The sequence below is a fragment of the Dyella acidisoli genome (assembly GCF_030160295.1).
GTDB classification, from domain to species: Bacteria; Pseudomonadota; Gammaproteobacteria; order Xanthomonadales; family Rhodanobacteraceae; genus Dyella_B; species Dyella_B acidisoli.
On record NZ_BSOB01000061.1, the window covers coordinates 71,996 to 88,490 of the forward strand.

Genomic DNA, 16,495 nt, shown 5'->3' on the forward strand with positions numbered 1-16,495 from the left:
GAAATACCGAATTCTTCTGCGTTGATTTTGAGATAATGACGCGACTTTTTCGCAAGCTCATCCCCTCACCCCGACCCTCTCCACGGAGGGGAGAGGGAGAGGGAGAGGGAGCAGTTCTCGGCGAATTTGCGGGAATCACGGCGCCTCCTTCTGCAACGCCTCGATCGCCGGCTTCAGCTGCTGCGCAATCACATCCGGCGTCAGCGGGCCGATGTGCTTGTAGCGAATCACACCCTTGCCATCGATCAAGAAAGTTTCCGGCGCACCGTACACACCGAAATCAATCGCGGTATGGCCGCTCGTATCGGCGATCACCATGTCGTAGGGATTGCCGTGTTGCGTCAGCCACGCCTTGGCATCGTTGGGATCGTCTTTGTAGTCGTAGCCGATCACCGGTACGCCGAAGTCTTTCGATTCGGTCATCAGCACCGGATGTTCTTCGCCGCACGCAACGCACCAACTGGCGAATACGTTCACCAGATAAGCCTTGCCCAACATCGATGTCTTGCTCACGGTTTGAGCCGGCTCATCCAATTTCGGCAACGCATAAGCGGGTGCAGGCTTGTTGATCAGCGGCGAAGGTACGGCTGTTGGATCGTGTGCGCTGTTCCACCAGATGCCGAAGCCGAGCAATGCCGCCAGCAGCACGAAAGCAAAGAAGGGCAGCAGGCGGCTCATGCCTGCGACTCCTTCAGCGTGACGGTAACGGTCGATACTGCTTCCGACTCTGCTTCACGCTTCAAGCGGAAGCGACGGTCGGCAGCACTGACAAAGCCGCCCAGCATCATGAACAACCCGCCACCCCAGATCCAACGTATGAAAGGCTTGGTGTAAAGACGCAATGCCCATGCGCCTTCGACATGGTTCGGATCCATCGGCTCACCCAGCGCCACGTAGATATCGCGCGTGATACCTGGATCGATGGCCGAAGTGGTTTGCACCTGTTCGCGCGTATATGTGCGTTTCTGCGGATGCATCACGGCCACGGGTGAGCCGTTGCGTGTGACCGTCACTACACCCTGCTGTGCCGTCCAATTCGGGCCGGTGGTTTGTGCGACGCCATCGAATCGGAATTCGTAGCCGCCAATCGTCGCCACTTGTCCAGGTGACAGACGCACATCGCGCGTCACGCTGAGCGATTCGGAAAGCAGCACGCCGATCAGGAAAACCGCCACGCCAAAGTGCGCCAGCAGCATGCCGGCCATCTCGGCGGGATAACGGCGTCCCGCCGGCATTTCGCGCCAGCGCTTGAGCATGTAGAGCACGACACCGGCACCGACCCATACCGCACTCGCGACGCCGGCAATCGCCTTGAGCTGGCCTTGCACAAAAAACGCGGCGATCACTGCACACGCTGCTGCGGCGATGGTTGCACGCACCAAGACTTGCTTGAGTACAGGTAGATCGCTCTTGCCCCAGCGCAGATAAGGGCCGAACGGCAGCAACAGCACCACCGGCAGCATCAGCAGGGGAAACAGCAGGCCGAAATAGGGCGGCCCCACCGAGATCTTGCCCAGGTTCAACGCATCGCCCAGCAATGGGAACAGCGTGCCGAGCAGCACCATGGCTGCCGCGACGGTGAACATCAGGTTGCCGATCAGGATGACGCTTTCGCGTGAGATCAGTGCAAATGCCTTACCGCCAGCCACCTTCGGTGCGCGCAACGCGTACAGCAGCAACGATCCGCCGACCACCAGCGCCAGGAAGCCCAGGATAAACGTGCCGCGCCGTGGATCGGATGCGAACGCGTGCACAGAGGTGAGAATGCCCGAGCGCACCAGGAACGTACCAAGCAGCGACAGCGAGAAAGCGAACAGCGAAAGCAGAATTGTCCACGCGCGCAGCGAGCCGCGCTTCTCTGTCACGGCTTGCGCGTGAATCAATGCGACACCCACCAACCATGGCATGAAGCTGGCGTTCTCCACAGGATCCCAGAACCACCAGCCGCCCCAGCCCAGTTCCGCATACGCCCACCAACTGCCGGCGACGATACCGCAAGAGAGAAAGCCCCAAGCCGCATTCGTCCACGGCCGCGCCCAGCGCACCCACGCCTGCTCTAACGAGCCACCGAGCAAGGCGGCGATGGAAAACGCGAACGCCACCGAGAAGCCCACATAGCCCATGTACAACACAGGCGGATGGAAGGTCATGCCCGGGTCTTGCAGGATGGGATTGAGATCGCCGCCATCCGCCGGCATCGGCATCAGGCGTGCGAACGGATTGGAAGTGAACAAGATGAAGCAGAGAAAGCCGGTCGAGATGATGCCGAGCACGGCAAGCACGCGCGCCAGGAAGGCTTCTGGCAAGCGACGGCTGAACAACACCAGTGCGAGCGTCCATACGTTGAGGATCAACACCCACAACAGCATCGACCCTTCGTGCGCACCCCACACCGCGGCGATGCGGTAATACCACGGCAATTGCAGATTCGAATTGTCGGCGACGTAGAGCACCGAGAAGTCGAAATGCAGAAAGGCCCACACGAGAATCGCAAAAGCCAGCGCAACGAACACGGCTTGTCCGGTGGCTGCCGGCTTTGCGATCGCCATCAAGGCACGATTGCCGCGCCATGCGCCGATCAACGGCAGAACGCTTTGGGCAATCGCCAGGAACAAAGCAAGGATCAGCGCAAGTTGACCGAGTTCGGGCGTCATAACTGCTGCTTGTCCTGATTGGCGGCCTCATCGATGCGCTTGCCGGCATGCGCCTTGGCCATCGCATCCTTCAGCTCTTTCGGCATGTAGGTTTCATCGTGCTTGGCCAGCACTTCGGTGGCGACGAAGCGTGCGCCGTCCATGTGACCGGTGGCGATCACCGATTGGTTTTCGCGGAACAGGTCGGGCAGGATGCCGTTGTATTCCACGGGCATGGCTCCGGCTGCGTCGACCACGGTGAAAGTGACTTTCAGCGAATCGCCACCGCGTTGAATCGAACCTGCTTTCACCATGCCGCCGAGGCGGAACGTCTTGTAGCTGGCGGCATCACCTGCCTGCACCTGGCTAGGGGTGAACAGGTAATTCATGTTCTGCTGAAGTGCGTACACCACCAGCGCTGACGCCACGATCACGGCGACGAGAATGGCGATGACGATGGTGAGGCGGCGTTGACGCGTGGGGTTCATAATGACTCTGCTAACTCAAACCCCCTCTCCCCTCCGGGGAGAGGGCTGGGGTGAGGGGAGATTCTTGCGATGAAACTGATTCGTTAGCGTGCAAGCATCGCAAGGTAGCTCAGCGATAAATAAAAGCATCATGGCAAGCGCGGCCCCTCACCCCAACCCTCTCCCCGGAGGGGAGAGGGGGAAGAGGCGCGCTCTTTGCGCGCGCCCTGTCGCGCCATGCGTGCGCGCAACTCGCGCAACAGGCGACGACGACGGAACTGCGGAGCAAGCCAGTCGATCAACAGCACGATGAAGAAAACGCCGTAAGCCGGCCACACGTAGACCGCATAGCCGCCCATGGCAAGAAATGATTGCAGTGATGCGGCGTTCATCCGCGCACCTCGTTCTCGGCGATCTGCCGCACCCAGTCCTTGCCGCTTTCCAACGCGAGAAGATCCGCGCGCGCGCGGCTGCACAGACTGGCGACGTAATAGAGCTTGGTTGCGACCATCATTGTCAGCAGCGGCCACACCATCCCTGGCGCGATGGTGGAGGGGCCGAGCAACTTGATGGTGGAGCCCTGGTGCAAGGTGTTCCACCAGACCACCGAGAAATGCACGATCGGTACGTTGACGATGCCGATCAGCGCCAGAAAAGCTGCCGTGCGCGCACCTTGCCGGCGATCTTCGAACGAGTGGTATAGCGCAATCACGCCAAGGTACAAAAACAGCAGCACGAGTTCGGAAGTGAGCCGCGCATCCCACGTCCACCACGTGCCCCACATGCGCACGCCCCACAACGAACCGGTCACCAGCGTGATGAAGGTAAACGCGGCGCCGATCGGTGCAGAAGCCATTGCAACCACTTCGGCGAGCTTGATGCGCCACACCAGCGCAATGAATGCGGCAACGCCCATCACCCCATAGATGAACAGACTCATCCAGGCGCTGGGCACGTGGATAAAGATGATGCGGTAGTCATCACCTTGCTGGTAATCCGGTGGCGCCAGCACTAGGCCGCCATACAGCGCGACGAGGCCGAGCAACACTGCAAGCGCGATGGCCCACGGCCGCAACACACCGGCGAAGCGATAGAACACCGGCGGTGAACTCAGCTTGTGCAACCACAGGGGGATCCAGTTGGCCATGGCTACGAATCCAGCGCTATGCGAAGTGCGGCCGCGCAAGCCAGAGGGGCAAGCACCACGGCCAGGACGAGTGCTGCACCCAACCATGCGATGGGGGCGATCCATGGCAACCCTTCCTGGGCGGCTGCCAGTGCCCCGGCGGCGAAGATCACCACCGGCACGCATAGCGGCAGCAGCATCAAGGCAAGCAGCATACCAGAGCGCCGCGTGCCGGCCGTCAGCGCCACCAGAATGCCGCCGAGCAGGCTGAGCAGCGGCGTGGCCAGCAGCAACGCGGCCAGCAGCACGGGCATGACGGCACCCGGCAGGTGCAGCATGCCTGCAAGCAGCGGCGCGATCACGATCAGCGGTAAAGCAGTCGCCAGCCAGTGCGCCAGAATCTTCATACCCATCATCAACGCCAGCGGCTGCGGCGCGAGCATCAGCTGCTCCAGCGAGCCGTCTTCGATATCGCTGCGGAACATCGCATCTAGCGCAAGCAGCATCGCCAACAGCACCGTCACCAACACTGCGCCGCCGGCGATTCGCCGCAGCAGGGCACTCTCTGGGCCGAGCGCGAACGGGAACAGTGATGTGACGATCAAGGCGTACAGCACGGGGAGCATCATGTCGCCGCGCTGACGCCACGCCAGCGTGAGGTCGCGGCGCAGCACCGCCATGCATGCGTGGACGAGGCCAGGACGGCGCGTATCAAGCATGCAAGCGAATCCGCTGCGGTTCGCCGCCGTGGAATTGCACTGCGCCGTGGCTGGTCACCAGGGCTGCGCCGCCGTGCGCGATATGCGCCTCCAGCAAGGCATCGACCAGTTCGATGCCCGAGCGATCCAGGTTGGCGTAGGGTTCGTCCAGCAGCCATAGCGCGGCGGGAATCAGCAACAGCCGTGCGAGCGCCACGCGCTTTTTCTGGCCCGCGGAAAGTTTGCGTACTGGTTCATCTTCGTATCCGGTCAACCCAACCTGCCTGAGTGCACCATCGATGTCGCTTTGGTTGCGATGGCCGTGCAGGCCGATGGTGAACGCCAGGTTTTCGCGCGGACTCAGTTCTGCTTTCAGACCCAGTTGATGACCGAGGAACACGACCTCGCCGCTGCAGCGGTCCCAGGTGAGCGGCTCACCGCGCCATAGCAGTTCGCCTTCTTCCGGACGCAGCAGACCGGTGAGGATCCGCATCAGGGTGGTCTTGCCGCTGCCGTTGTCGCCTTCGATCAGCATGAGTTCGCCTGCAGCAAGGCGAAAATCCAGCGGGCCGAACACGGGTTCGTCCTGGCGGTGGAAACCCAGCGCACGGGCTTCAAGTAGCGGAGTTGTGGCGGGGGCGTCGGTCATCTCCGTCATTGTGGGTAATGCCTATCCGGCTTGTCCACGCGGCGGCTGGTCGCTGCTCAGGCGCAGGCGCGCGTAGCCATCAGCAAGCCCGTGCACATAGGCGTTCTGTTGGAATTGCTGCGCCAGCGCGTCGGTCTCCGCAAGGGAGGGCCCAATGACGAAGAAGCTGGGTTCTCGCCAACCTTTACCCACTCCGATGGCTGGGCGGACGGCGATAGTCGTCAGCAGTCGCCGCAAGGCTGCGAGCAAGGCTTGTTGCGCAGCATGGTTCTGCGCGCGCGATCGCATTTGCGAAAAGGGATTCCACGCCGTGATGAAGGCCCAGGTATGCACGCCGATCAAGTCGCGCAGCGACAAGGGCACCGGCGCATCGATGCCAATCGAAGCCCAGCCGCCCTGAGCCAATCGCACGCGGTAATCCGTGGTGCGATAAGCGGCGATCAGCGCGTTATCCATGACGCAGAGGTGGCAGCGGCGGAAGGGTGGCGTGCAGCGTGGCTACGGCGGCATCCAGCGGCACTTCTTCAACGTTGGTGGAGCCGCGCAGCAATTGCTCCAGCAGCACGTCCTGCGCACGCCCGCGCTCAAAAGCGTAGGCGTAGGGCAGGTGAGTGAAGGTGACCATGCGATAGCGAGCCATGAAATGCTGCGGTGCCCGTTCGGCCAGGCGCGCGCCCAGTTCGCGCTTGGCGAGGTAGCGTGGGTCGGCGACCGAATCGCGCATCTCGATGTAATTTTCCAGCGCCATGGCTGCGATAGCGTCGGCATTCGGCTTGCGGATGCGCTGGAATTCGGCGAACGCATCGGCGGTATCACTACCGGATTCGGCGAGCAGGTCAGCCAGCACCACGGTGTCTTCGAATCCGCAATTCATGCCTTGTCCGTGGAACGGCACGATGGCGTGGGCGGCATCACCAATCAGCAAGGCGCGGCCGTCAATGTGCCAGCGATCAAGGTAGAGCGTGGAGAGGCTGCCGACCGGATGGCCGTCGTAATCTGCGGCAAAGTCGGGGATCAGCGGCAGCAGGTCGGGAAAGTCCTGGCGGAAAAACGCGCTGGCCGCAGTTGCATCCGGCAAGGTATCAAAACTGGGATGCGGGCCATGCGCGGGCAGGAACAGCGTTACGGTGAAGCTGCCTTCGGTATTCGGTAGCGCGATGCACATGTAGCCACCGCGCGGCCAAATATGCAGCGCATGGGGTTCGATCGCGAAATGATCGGCACCGGTTGCCGGCGGAATTTCCAGTTCCTTGTAGCCATGACCGAGCGGTTCTACGCGTTGGCCGAGCGGCTGGTATTCGTTCATCGCTGCACGCAGGGCGGAACCTGCACCGTCGGCGCCGATCAGCACCGATGCATCGTGTTGACGTTGTGTGCCGTTGTCATCGATCAGCGTGATATTGCGCGCATCGAGATCGGCCGTGGCAAGACCCTGCCCGAAATGGAAGGTCACGCCCGCCGCTTCCGCAGCATCGAGCAGCAGCATGTTGAGACCGCCGCGAGATACCGACCAGATTACTTCACTATCGTCCACGCCGTAACGTTGCAAGCCAGAAGTACCGCTGACGGGATGTACCATGCGGCCACGCATCATCACCGCACGTTGCAGCACATCGCCCGCCAAGCCTGCCGTGCGCAGAGCCTGCAAGCCGCGCTCGGCGAGCGCGAGGTTGATGGAACGTCCACCGATGAAACCAGCGAGCCGCGGGTCGGCGCGCTTTTCGAACACTTCAACTTTGAACCCGCGCTTCGCCAAAAGCTGCGCGAGCAACGCGCCTACCAAACCGCCGCCGATCAGGGTGATTGTTTGCTGCGTCATGCTGCGTGCCGTGAGAGGGAGCGCATCACTGTTCCGCAAGTGGGCGTTTACTGCAAGGGTGGTTTGGCTTGCTCCCCTCTCCCGTCGGGAGAGGGGCAGGGGGTGAGGGTTCGGGCGAAGCGTAATGTGGATTTCTTGCGCAAGTGTTCCTCATCGCGCGCTGATCGCACCCTCACCCCAACCCCTCTCCCGAGGGGAGAGGGGCTTGTTCGCGGCTTCGTTCGAGTTTCAAAAACTCATGAAATACCCGCCATTCACCGGCAGATTTGCCCCGGTGATATAGCCGGCATCATCCGCCGTAAGAAACACCACCGCACGCGCGATATCGCCCGGCGTACCAAGCCGTCCCACCGGAATATCCGCCACGATCTGCGCGCGAATTTCCTGCGGCACTGCAGCCACCATCGGCGTATCGCAATAGCCGGGCGACACCGTATTCACCGTGACGCCCTTGCGCGCCGTTTCGCGCGCCAGCGCCATGCTGAAACCGTGCACGCCGGCTTTCGCAGCGGAGTAGTTGGTTTGGCCGAACTGGCCGGTTTGCCCGTTTACCGAACTCAAGTTGACGATGCGACCGAAACCACGTGCTGTCATGCCTTCGACTACATGCCGGCAGGTATTGAACACGCCATCAAGATTCACACGCATCAATTCGTGCCATTGCTGCGGATCCATTTTCCGCAGGCTGGTGTCGCGCGTGATGCCGGCAGCGTTCACCAGGATGTCGACGTGACCGATGTTGCGCTCGATGTGCTCAACGAGCGAGCCACAGGCTTTGAAATCGCTGACGTCGCAGGGTTCGAAACGGATGGTGCCGTTGTGTGCGGAAGTGCTTGCGCGGAAGGTTTCTATGCGGTCACTGCGAGTAGCCAGATCCACCGCAATCACGGCACGTCCTGCTTGGGCGAGTTGAAGGCAGATTTCAGTGCCGATGCCGCCGATGCCGCCGGTGACCAGCGCCACGCGCGAAGCGGACTTTGACAGGCTCATGACAAATTTCCTTCAGCGCATGCCGCGCGGCAGCACGTGTTGTGCTGCAGCGCTATGGGCATGCCCGAACAGGTCAGGGTTTCTTGGCGGGGCCGCGGTTCGCCGTACCTGGCGTGCCCGGCGGGGACGAGGGGGCCGCTTGCGAGGCGGCATCCATGAAGCCGCGTTGCATGTTCTTCCACGCATCCAGGTTACGTTCCGTCAGCTCGTTCAACAGCGCCCAGGGGGTTTGCCCCATCATGCTGTTGAGCTGGTTGCGGAACTGCTGCTGCTGGTCGAGGAACACCTGCAGGCTGCGCTCCAGATACGGCCCCATGAATCCCTGCAGGGAATCGCCATAGAAACGGATGATCTGGCTCAAGAGCTGGGGCGACAACATCGGCTGGCCCTTCTCTTCGTGCTCAGAAATGATCTGCAGCAGCACGGAGCGGGTCAGGTCCTCGCCACTCTTGGCGTCGAGTACCTGGAAGGTTTCGCCATCCAGAACCAGCTGACGGACTTCTTCCAGCGTGATGTAGCTGGAGATCTCCGTGTCGTAGAGCCGACGGTTCGGATACTTCTTGATGATGCGAGTTGTTTGTGCCATGCACACAAACTAGCAGAAGGTATTGCGACGCACCAGTCGGCGTTCAGCTTTTTATGCTGCACCAAAGGGTGCAGCAATCAATGCCCCATGGCGCCGCCGCCGGTACTGCCGAAGGGGGGGCGGGCGAACCAAAGCACCGGAAGCAGCACGATGAACAGAATCGCGCAGCCATAGAAAATGTCGTTAACTGCCAGCGTATAGCCTTCGCGATTGATGATTTGATCGATATAACCCAGCCGTTGTGTCGCACCGAATCCCATGTGCGAAAGCTGCTGGATGTACTGCGAAGCGCCCGGCTGGGCCGGGTTAACGTACTCGGTCAGGTTGGCGTGGTGGGCAATGCCCCGGTGCTGCCACAGCGTCACCATCACCGCGGTGGAAACGCTGGAACCCAGTGTGCGGAAGAAGTTGGACAGCCCCGATGCGCTGGCGATTTCCGCAGCCGGCAGGCCGGAAAGGTAAATCTGGTTCAACGGGATGAAGAAGCACGGGATGGCCAGCCCCATCACGAAGCGCGGCACCACCAGCGTGCCGAAGGACGCGGCACTGTCGAAGGTGGAAAACCAGTACGAGGTGAGGGCGAACACGATGAACGCCCAGCTCACCAGTAAACGCAGATCGACCTTGTGCATGTTGCGCCCGACGATGGGCGACAGCAGGAACGCCAGTACGCCCACCGGCGCAGCCGCGAGGCCGGCCCAGGTGGCGGTGTAGCCCAGCGTGGTCTGCAGCCACAGCGGAAACACCACGTTGATGCCGAAGAAGGCAAACATGCCCAGCGACAGGCTGATCACGCCGACGGTGAAATTGCGTTGCTTGAATAGCGCCAGATCAATCACCGGATGCTTGGCGTGAAGCTCCCATACCACCAGGAAGGTGAGGCACACCAGCGCGATCAGGCCGAGCGTGAGGATCAACGGCGATGCAAACCAGTCGTGATCGTTGCCGTTGTCCAACATGAATTGCAGGCAGCCTACGCCTGCCACGAGCAGCACCAAACCCACCACATCGATCGGAGCCTTCAACGTCTTGGTCTCGCGCTTGTGCAGCAAGGTCCAGGTGACGATGGCGGCCAGAATGCCCACTGGCATGTTGATGTAGAAAATCCACGGCCAGGAGAAATTGTCGGTAATCCAGCCACCCAGGATCGGACCGAAGATCGGCGCGATGACCACCGTCATCGCCCACATCGCCAGTGCAATGCCTTGCTTGTCTTTCGGGTAACTGGAGAGCAGCAAAGTCAGCGATAACGCCACCATCGGGCCGGAGCCTGCGCCTTGCATCAAGCGGCCGAACACCAGCATCGGCATGTTGGTAGCCAGGCCACAGAACATCGAGAACAGCACGAACAGCAGTACCGATGTGACGAAGGTACGCACTTCACCGAAACGGCGCGCTATCCAACCGGTGAGCGGCTGCATGATCGCGCTGGCCAGCGAGTAGGAGCTGATCGCCCAGGTGCCTTCATTCGGACTTACCGCCAGGCTACCGGCGATATGCGGCACGGAGACGTTGACGATGGTCATGTCCAGCACCTCCATGAAGGTGCTGAACGCAACGGCGACCGTCAGCAGGACCAGCGGCGTGCCGTGCAACGGCTTCAGTGGTGTGGCGTTATCGGGTGTGGCAGCCATGGCGGTCTCGCGATCTTGCTCGGTCGTCATTCCCGCGGAAGCGGAGGTGCTCTTCAACAGCGAAAGCTGGTCAATCCATCTTTGACTATCGCTTTAGAGCAAATGGACTCCCGCTTGCGCAGGAATGACGGTATGGAGGTTTCGGAAATGGTGAAGATGCCGGAGCATCACTCGCCAAGATTGGCTTGAATGATCTTCTCCGCTTCCGCATCAGCTTGCGCCGCCACCTCGTCGTACACCGACGTTTGCGCGGCCGGCTGCGCAGGGGCGGAAGCCAGCGCTGGCCCTTTGTCGTTGGTGATGTCGACAGTGACGTCAGTGGAAAGGCCTACGCGTAGCGGATGCTGATCCAGTTCGTTGTTGTCGAGCGCAATGCGCACCGGTACGCGTTGCACCACCTTGATCCAATTGCCGGTGGCGTTCTGCGCGGGCAGCAGCGAGAACACGCTGCCGGTGCCGGCACCCAACCCGATCACTTTGCCGTGATATTCCGCACTGCCGCCGTACAGATCGGTGCTGATCTTCACCGGCTGGCCGATGCGGATGTGGCGCAACTGGTTTTCCTTGAAATTCGCATCGATCCACAGATCATGCAGCGGCACGATCGTCATCAGCTGCTGGCCAGGCACGATGCTGGCGCCAAGCTGCACACTGCGTTGTGCGACGTAGCCGCTGACAGGCGCGACAATGGTATTGCGTTGTGCGGCAATCCACGCCGAGCGGAAGTTCGCGCGGGCCTGCATCACTGACGGGTTGTTGGCGATATCCGTGCCTTCCACTGCCGCACGCGCGGACTTGGCCTGCGCTTTCGCGGCATTCAGCGATGCTTGCGCTTGCGCCACGCTGTCGCGCATATGCTGCACTGTTTCCGGTGATTCGGCTTGCGCGGCTACTAGCGGAATGTGTCGTTTCAAATCGGCTTCAGCCTTGCGCAGATCGACCTCGCGCGCAGCTATCGTGGCGTCGGCTTCGTTCACTGAAGCGTTTTGCTGACGCACCTGACGTACAGCTTGCGCAAGTGCGCTGCTGGTTTGGCGTAGACGGACGTCGGCATCGGTCGGGTCCAGCTTTACCAGCACTTGTCCGGCAGTGACGTGCTGCGTGTCATCGGTAAGAATCGCCACCACCGTACCGGGTACTTGCGAGGAAAGCGCGACCTGATTGCCGCCGACGTAAGCATTGTCGGTCTTCTCGCGTGTGGAAAACACGAAGGTCCACAGCAGGAACCAGCTTACCCCGGCCAGTAAGAAAATCGTGGCCACGATCAGCAACGCTCGGCTGCGCTTGGCAGGGTCCTTTGCGGCAAGTCCGCTGTCGTTGGCGTCCTTGGGAGTGGTGCTCATGGTCAGGGGGCTCCGGCGGGATTTGAAGTGGGAGTAGGGGCGTTAGCGGACTGCACAGTGCGTGCGGCATCCGATCGATAGCCGCCACCCAGCGCCTTGATCAGCGCCAGATCGGTGCTGATGGCCTGGGCTTGCAAGGTGATCGCCTGGTCGCGCTGCTGCAAAACTTGTGCTTGGGCGTTGAGGCTTTCGCGCGCGTCCCTGGTGCCGTGCGCAGCACGTGCTTGTGCTGAGGTGAACAGCGCTTCGTTGGCTTTTACTTGCGCATCCTGCTTTTCGCGGCGTGCAGCGATTTGTTGCGCAGTAACCGTCTGCGTGGCCACATCGCGCGCGGCATTCGTCACGGTGACGTTGTAATCCGCAATGGCAGCATCAAGCTGCGCGCGGCTGGCACCGTAATTCGCCTTCAAGCGACCACCCTCAAAGATCGGCAGGTGCACGGCAGGCGTGATGCCGAACACGCGGCTGCCTGCAGTGAAAAGGTTGCCGAGGTCGCCCTTGCTGCCCGAGGAACCTGCAAAGTGCGGCGCACCCTGATCGGTGCTGGAAAGGCCGGCCATTGCGTTGATGCTGAAATCAGGAAAGTAATCGGCACGAGCCACGTCGGTTTGCTTCAGCGCGGCTTCCACCTGCCAGCGGCTGGCGGCGATATCCGGGCGGCGCGCGATCAGATCCAAGCGTGCATCGTCGGGGAGGCCACCTTCCAGCTCGGGCAATGGATGTGGTGGCAGTGGCGGTAATTCTGCGGGCGATACGTTCACCAGCGCCGCCAGCACGACTTTGCGAAGCTCGATCGAACCTTCCAACGTTGCTTGCATCTGTTGCACGCTGGCGAGCTGACTTTGCGCCTGTTGCACGGTGTCGGGCAGATCTACACCTTGTCGCACGCGCAACTCGGCAATATGCAGCAAGCGTTGTTGTACGGCGACAGCTTGTTCGGAGAGTTGTAGCCGGTTTTGATCGGCCAGCAAGCTGAAATACGCGTCGGCAACGGCGTTCTGGATGGCGAGCACGGCGGCGCTGCGTTCCGCTTCGGCGGCATGTGCCTGATCCAATGCGGCTTCGATTGATGAGCGTTTCTTGCCCCAGAAGTCGAAGTCGTATTCGAGCTGCACGCTCAGGTCGGCCTGGTTGTACCAGTTGAAACCGAGCAAGGACGAAGGGATCAGACTGTGGTCGCTCATGCGCTGACGCGTGAGCTGGCCATTGCCTTTGATGGTAAGGCCGGCCTGCGCAGCAGCAACGCGTACCGATTGCTCAGCCGTCTTCACGCGCGAGCGCGCCTGTTCCAGATCAGGCGACTGCTTCATGACCAGTGCCATCACCTGATCCAATTGTGGATCGTTGTACTTGCGCCACCAATCGGAGGCTGGCCACTCCGCTCCGGCCTGAGTTGGCAATCCGGCCAGCGGCACGTCATCGCGCAGTGCGGGATGCTGAACTTTGGCTGGAATCCAGCAGCCGGCAAGGCTCAGCGCGGCGAGCAATGCTAGGGGACGCAGCCGCGCAACAGTGGGAGACAAAACAGCATTCATGGCGGTTCACCCGCTGTGTGTTCGAGTTGACTAAGGTTATGGGCGAGCTTGCGCAGTAGCCGGTTCAAGCTGCTGCGGTCGGCTTTGCTAAAGCCTTCAAAGATGCATTTCAGGCGCGGAAACATCGTCGGCAGCATCTTCTGCACGAAGCGTTTGCCCGCGGGCGTGATTTGCATAACCACGCGGCGTCGATCCTCGGCACTGGGGCCACGCGTGATAAGCCCGCGCTTGACCAGCGCGTTGGCAATACGCGTCATGTTGGTCGTGCCCAGCGACGTGAACAGACATACCTCGCCCGGTGTGGACGTGCCGTCCGGCCGTGAAAAGAGCGTGATCAAGGTGCGGAATTCGCTGTCGTTGAGTTTGTGCGGGCGAAGCTTGTGTTCAAGCTCCGCCTGCAGGCTCTCACTGATCAGCACCAGCATCCGGCACATCTCGACACCCGTCGGCACGCTAGGAACGAGCTTGCGGACGCCCACAACCCCTTCATCGAGCATCTTGATACGGTCGATTAGAGACATTCCATCAATGCATATTTCACTGGTGAAATAAAATGATGCGCTGCATAGCGGCTGCTTTGCAAGTGTCAGTTGGGCTCGGTGACCTATATGGACCGTAGATTGGGGTGCAAACCCCAGCATCGCTATGTTTGTGGAGGTGGCAATGTTGAGGTTTTCACCCCAACCTACGGATCATTCGGGAATGGCAAACAGGCGCCGCACATTTGCTGTCGTCGAGCTTGCAACGGCTTCCAGCGGTTCTCCGCGAAGAGCGGCAACGTGCTGCAGAACCTCCGCCACATAGGCGGGCTCGTTACGTTCACCGCGATGGGTGGACAAGGGTTGATCGGGTGCGTCGCTTTCGAGCAGCAGGTAGTCGATCGGCATGTTCGCAACGATGCGGCGCAAGCGTTGCGCGCGTTCGTAAGTCACGGGTCCGCCAATGCCAAGATGAAAGCCGAGTTTCCATAGCTGCTCGGCCTGCTGCTGGCTGCCGGCAAAACTGTGCACCACGCCACGCAGGCCGCCAACGCGCCGCAAGGTAGCGATGACTTCGTCCAGGGCCGCGCGCGCGTGCAAGATCACTGGCAAATCGAATTCGCGCGCCAGCGCAAGTTGCTGTCGAAAATATTCACGCTGGTCTTCCACATCTAGGCCTTCGACATGGAAATCCAGGCCGATTTCACCCACGGCGACAGGTCGCCGTGTCGTCAGCCAATGCGACAGTTCGGCAAGATGTTCCGGGCGGTGCATGGGCAGGAACATCGGATGCATGCCATAGGCTGGATGGAGGCCACTGCCTGGTGCGCATAGCGCATGGATGTGCGGCCAGCTGGCGGCATCGACGCCGGGGATCACCTGCAGGCTTACACTTGCGGCACGGGCACGTTCGATCACTGCCTTGCGATCTACATCGAAAGCGGCGTCGTCCAGATGCACATGGCTGTCGGCAAGCGTAAGCATGGCTGTCATGATGCGGCATCCTGGGTCTGTTCTGATAGCTTCGATGCCGGTCTAGCGTCATTCAGCGTATGAGCGCTTCAATGCGCCACATCAAGGCTCGCCGGGCGGCGTTCGCTTGCATATCAAAACACAGGAGGTCGTCGTGAAAAGCAAATTGTTCAATTTCGGTGCGGTGGCGGCAGTGCTGATCGCTATTGCGGGTCTATCGGGTTGCCAGACCCAGCCGACGACTTATCAGACGAGCTATAGCAACCCGGGTTGCCAGAATTGCGGTGTGGTTCAGCAGGTGCAGCAGATCTATATCCAGCAGCAGGGCAGCAACAACAGTGGCCTGGGCACGGTGATCGGTGCGGTGGCTGGTGGTTTGCTCGGCAGCACGGTTGGTCACGGTCGTGGCAATACGGCCGCCATCGTGGGCGGTGCGGTGATTGGTGGCGTGGTAGGCAACAAGGTTGGCCAGGCCAACAGTCAGCCGGCCGGCACCACGCCTGCATGGCAGATCGTCGTGCGCATGGACAACGGTCAGTACGCTACGGTTACGCAGGGTCCCAATCCGGGCGTGCGTCCTGGTGATTACGTCGTGATCAGTAACAACCAGGTCTATCCGCGTTGATATTTAAATAGACGTCTGGACGTCCAAATGAAAAAGGCCCTCTTAAGAGGGCCTTTTTTATGTCACATACGTGCAGATCAGTTGATCGAATAGAACTTGTGATCACCGATGGTGACTGCTCGCTGATTGTGTGACCACGCTGGTGCCACGGTGGCTGTGGCGAAGTGATCCGCATGCGGCACAAAGAAGCGACGCTCATCGACGGGAAGCTGCCAATTGACCAGCGACTTGCCGGCGATATCCCAGGCCTTCTGGAATGCCACGAGGTTGTCGACTTCCTGATTCGGTGGAGTAGTAGAGAGCGCGAATTGATGCGGTGCTTTCACCACATCACACACGGTACCACCCCACTGACCGCGTTCGCGTCGACGCATGGCAACTTCCGCCACGGCCATCTGACCGACCGTGGACTGGCTACGAGCTTCCAGATACACGGTGGTTGCCAGACAAGTCTGGTCTGCGAGCGGTTGGGGCAGTACGGACATCAGCCACAACAACATGGAAAGTTTCATATCTGCCTCCAGTTTGCTGTACGTCCTGCACACATGCGTGCTGGAGCGCCATTGCGGTGGACGGGCGGGCAGGCCGTTCCACCAGGATCTTTTGCCGGCGTCGAAACTTGTGGCGCAGGCAGGTTTGGCCGCTGTAACACGGCAGAATCGATCGACATGTCCGATGCCGACCGGGAAAGCTCTTGGCTATTTACGCTGCGTGCATAAGGCACCTGATTGCAGCGTGTTCGCGCATACGGCGAGTTGTACTCCGGCATTCTTCTTGCCGGGTCGCGCCGATCCGGACCCCTCCGGTTCGTCGCGTATGTCGGCACCCTGTGGGCTGGTGGATGCCGGAAAAAGTTTGGCGGAATCTAGTGGGGCGAGCTGATCTTTGCAAGTGCCTGCCATGTTCGATTCACATTTTGCTCACCATCTTTAACATGGC

At 60.7% G+C, this 16,495-nt stretch carries 18 protein-coding genes; 1 reads left to right on the forward strand and 17 read right to left on the reverse strand.

The annotated features are described in order from the left end of the window. Window positions 1-135 precede the first annotated feature (135 nt). The 16 genes from QQJ86_RS21060 to QQJ86_RS21135 form a co-directional block, all read right to left on the reverse strand. Complete coding sequence (locus QQJ86_RS21060) at window positions 136-678, reverse strand: DsbE family thiol:disulfide interchange protein (protein WP_284322946.1); 543 nt, start codon at window positions 676-678, stop codon at window positions 136-138. Then, a complete protein-coding gene (locus QQJ86_RS21065) occupies window positions 675-2,654 on the reverse strand; it encodes a heme lyase CcmF/NrfE family subunit (protein WP_284322947.1) in 1,980 nt (659 codons plus the stop codon). Before QQJ86_RS21065 ends, QQJ86_RS21060 begins: the two co-directional genes overlap by 4 nt. Then, window positions 2,651-3,121 (reverse strand): cytochrome c maturation protein CcmE, encoded by a 471-nt coding sequence (ccmE, locus tag QQJ86_RS21070; RefSeq protein ID WP_284322948.1) that lies wholly within the window; start codon window positions 3,119-3,121, stop codon window positions 2,651-2,653. The genes QQJ86_RS21065 and ccmE overlap by 4 nt, the downstream gene beginning before the upstream one ends. A gap of 128 nt (window positions 3,122-3,249) precedes the next feature. Next, on the reverse strand, window positions 3,250-3,477 hold the full coding sequence (gene ccmD / locus QQJ86_RS21075; RefSeq protein WP_423372991.1) for a heme exporter protein CcmD: 228 nt from the start codon (window positions 3,475-3,477) through the stop codon (window positions 3,250-3,252). A gap of 11 nt (window positions 3,478-3,488) precedes the next feature. After that, a complete protein-coding gene (locus QQJ86_RS21080) occupies window positions 3,489-4,247 on the reverse strand; it encodes a heme ABC transporter permease (RefSeq protein WP_284322950.1) in 759 nt (252 codons plus the stop codon). A 2-nt stretch (window positions 4,248-4,249) separates the two neighbouring features. Further along, window positions 4,250-4,945: a heme exporter protein CcmB gene (ccmB, locus tag QQJ86_RS21085; RefSeq protein ID WP_284322951.1), complete on the reverse strand. Its 696-nt coding sequence runs from the start codon at window positions 4,943-4,945 to the stop codon at window positions 4,250-4,252. Next, complete coding sequence (ccmA, locus tag QQJ86_RS21090) at window positions 4,938-5,573, reverse strand: cytochrome c biogenesis heme-transporting ATPase CcmA (RefSeq protein ID WP_284323134.1); 636 nt, start codon at window positions 5,571-5,573, stop codon at window positions 4,938-4,940. The genes ccmB and ccmA overlap by 8 nt, the downstream gene beginning before the upstream one ends. A 21-nt stretch (window positions 5,574-5,594) precedes the next feature. Beyond that, window positions 5,595-6,029: a DUF3293 domain-containing protein gene (locus QQJ86_RS21095; protein ID WP_284322952.1), complete on the reverse strand. Its 435-nt coding sequence runs from the start codon at window positions 6,027-6,029 to the stop codon at window positions 5,595-5,597. After that, complete coding sequence (locus QQJ86_RS21100) at window positions 6,022-7,392, reverse strand: FAD-dependent oxidoreductase (protein ID WP_284322953.1); 1,371 nt, start codon at window positions 7,390-7,392, stop codon at window positions 6,022-6,024. Before QQJ86_RS21100 ends, QQJ86_RS21095 begins: the two co-directional genes overlap by 8 nt. Window positions 7,393-7,620: 228 nt before the next feature. Then, a complete protein-coding gene (gene phbB, locus QQJ86_RS21105) occupies window positions 7,621-8,382 on the reverse strand; it encodes an acetoacetyl-CoA reductase (protein WP_284322954.1) in 762 nt (253 codons plus the stop codon). Between the two features lie 73 nt (window positions 8,383-8,455). Continuing rightward, entirely contained in the window at window positions 8,456-8,968 is a 513-nt protein-coding gene (phaR, locus tag QQJ86_RS21110) for a polyhydroxyalkanoate synthesis repressor PhaR (RefSeq protein WP_284322955.1), read from the reverse strand. Between the two features lie 77 nt (window positions 8,969-9,045). Continuing rightward, on the reverse strand, window positions 9,046-10,602 hold the full coding sequence (locus tag QQJ86_RS21115) for a DHA2 family efflux MFS transporter permease subunit (RefSeq protein ID WP_284323135.1): 1,557 nt from the start codon (window positions 10,600-10,602) through the stop codon (window positions 9,046-9,048). A gap of 167 nt (window positions 10,603-10,769) precedes the next feature. Further along, window positions 10,770-11,945, reverse strand: a complete 1,176-nt coding sequence (locus QQJ86_RS21120) for an HlyD/EmrA/EmrK family protein (RefSeq protein WP_284322956.1) — start codon at window positions 11,943-11,945, stop codon at window positions 10,770-10,772. 2 nt (window positions 11,946-11,947) lie between these two features. Further along, the gene (locus QQJ86_RS21125) at window positions 11,948-13,480 is read right to left on the reverse strand and encodes an efflux transporter outer membrane subunit (RefSeq protein WP_284322957.1); all 1,533 of its coding nucleotides are present in this window, start codon (window positions 13,478-13,480) and stop codon (window positions 11,948-11,950) included. Then, a complete protein-coding gene (locus QQJ86_RS21130; protein ID WP_284322958.1) occupies window positions 13,477-14,121 on the reverse strand; it encodes a MarR family winged helix-turn-helix transcriptional regulator in 645 nt (214 codons plus the stop codon). Before QQJ86_RS21130 ends, QQJ86_RS21125 begins: the two co-directional genes overlap by 4 nt. 51 nt (window positions 14,122-14,172) lie before the next feature. Beyond that, complete coding sequence (locus QQJ86_RS21135; protein WP_284323136.1) at window positions 14,173-14,943, reverse strand: TatD family hydrolase; 771 nt, start codon at window positions 14,941-14,943, stop codon at window positions 14,173-14,175. Window positions 14,944-15,085: 142 nt separating this feature from the next. Between QQJ86_RS21135 and QQJ86_RS21140 the strand changes: the two genes are divergently transcribed. Further along, entirely contained in the window at window positions 15,086-15,556 is a 471-nt protein-coding gene (locus QQJ86_RS21140; RefSeq protein WP_284322959.1) for an outer membrane lipoprotein, read from the forward strand. 77 nt (window positions 15,557-15,633) lie between these two features. Here the strand turns inward: QQJ86_RS21140 and QQJ86_RS21145 are convergent, their stop codons facing one another. Continuing rightward, a complete protein-coding gene (locus QQJ86_RS21145) occupies window positions 15,634-16,068 on the reverse strand; it encodes a cell wall hydrolase (RefSeq protein ID WP_284322960.1) in 435 nt (144 codons plus the stop codon). Between the last annotated feature and the right edge of the window lie 427 nt (window positions 16,069-16,495).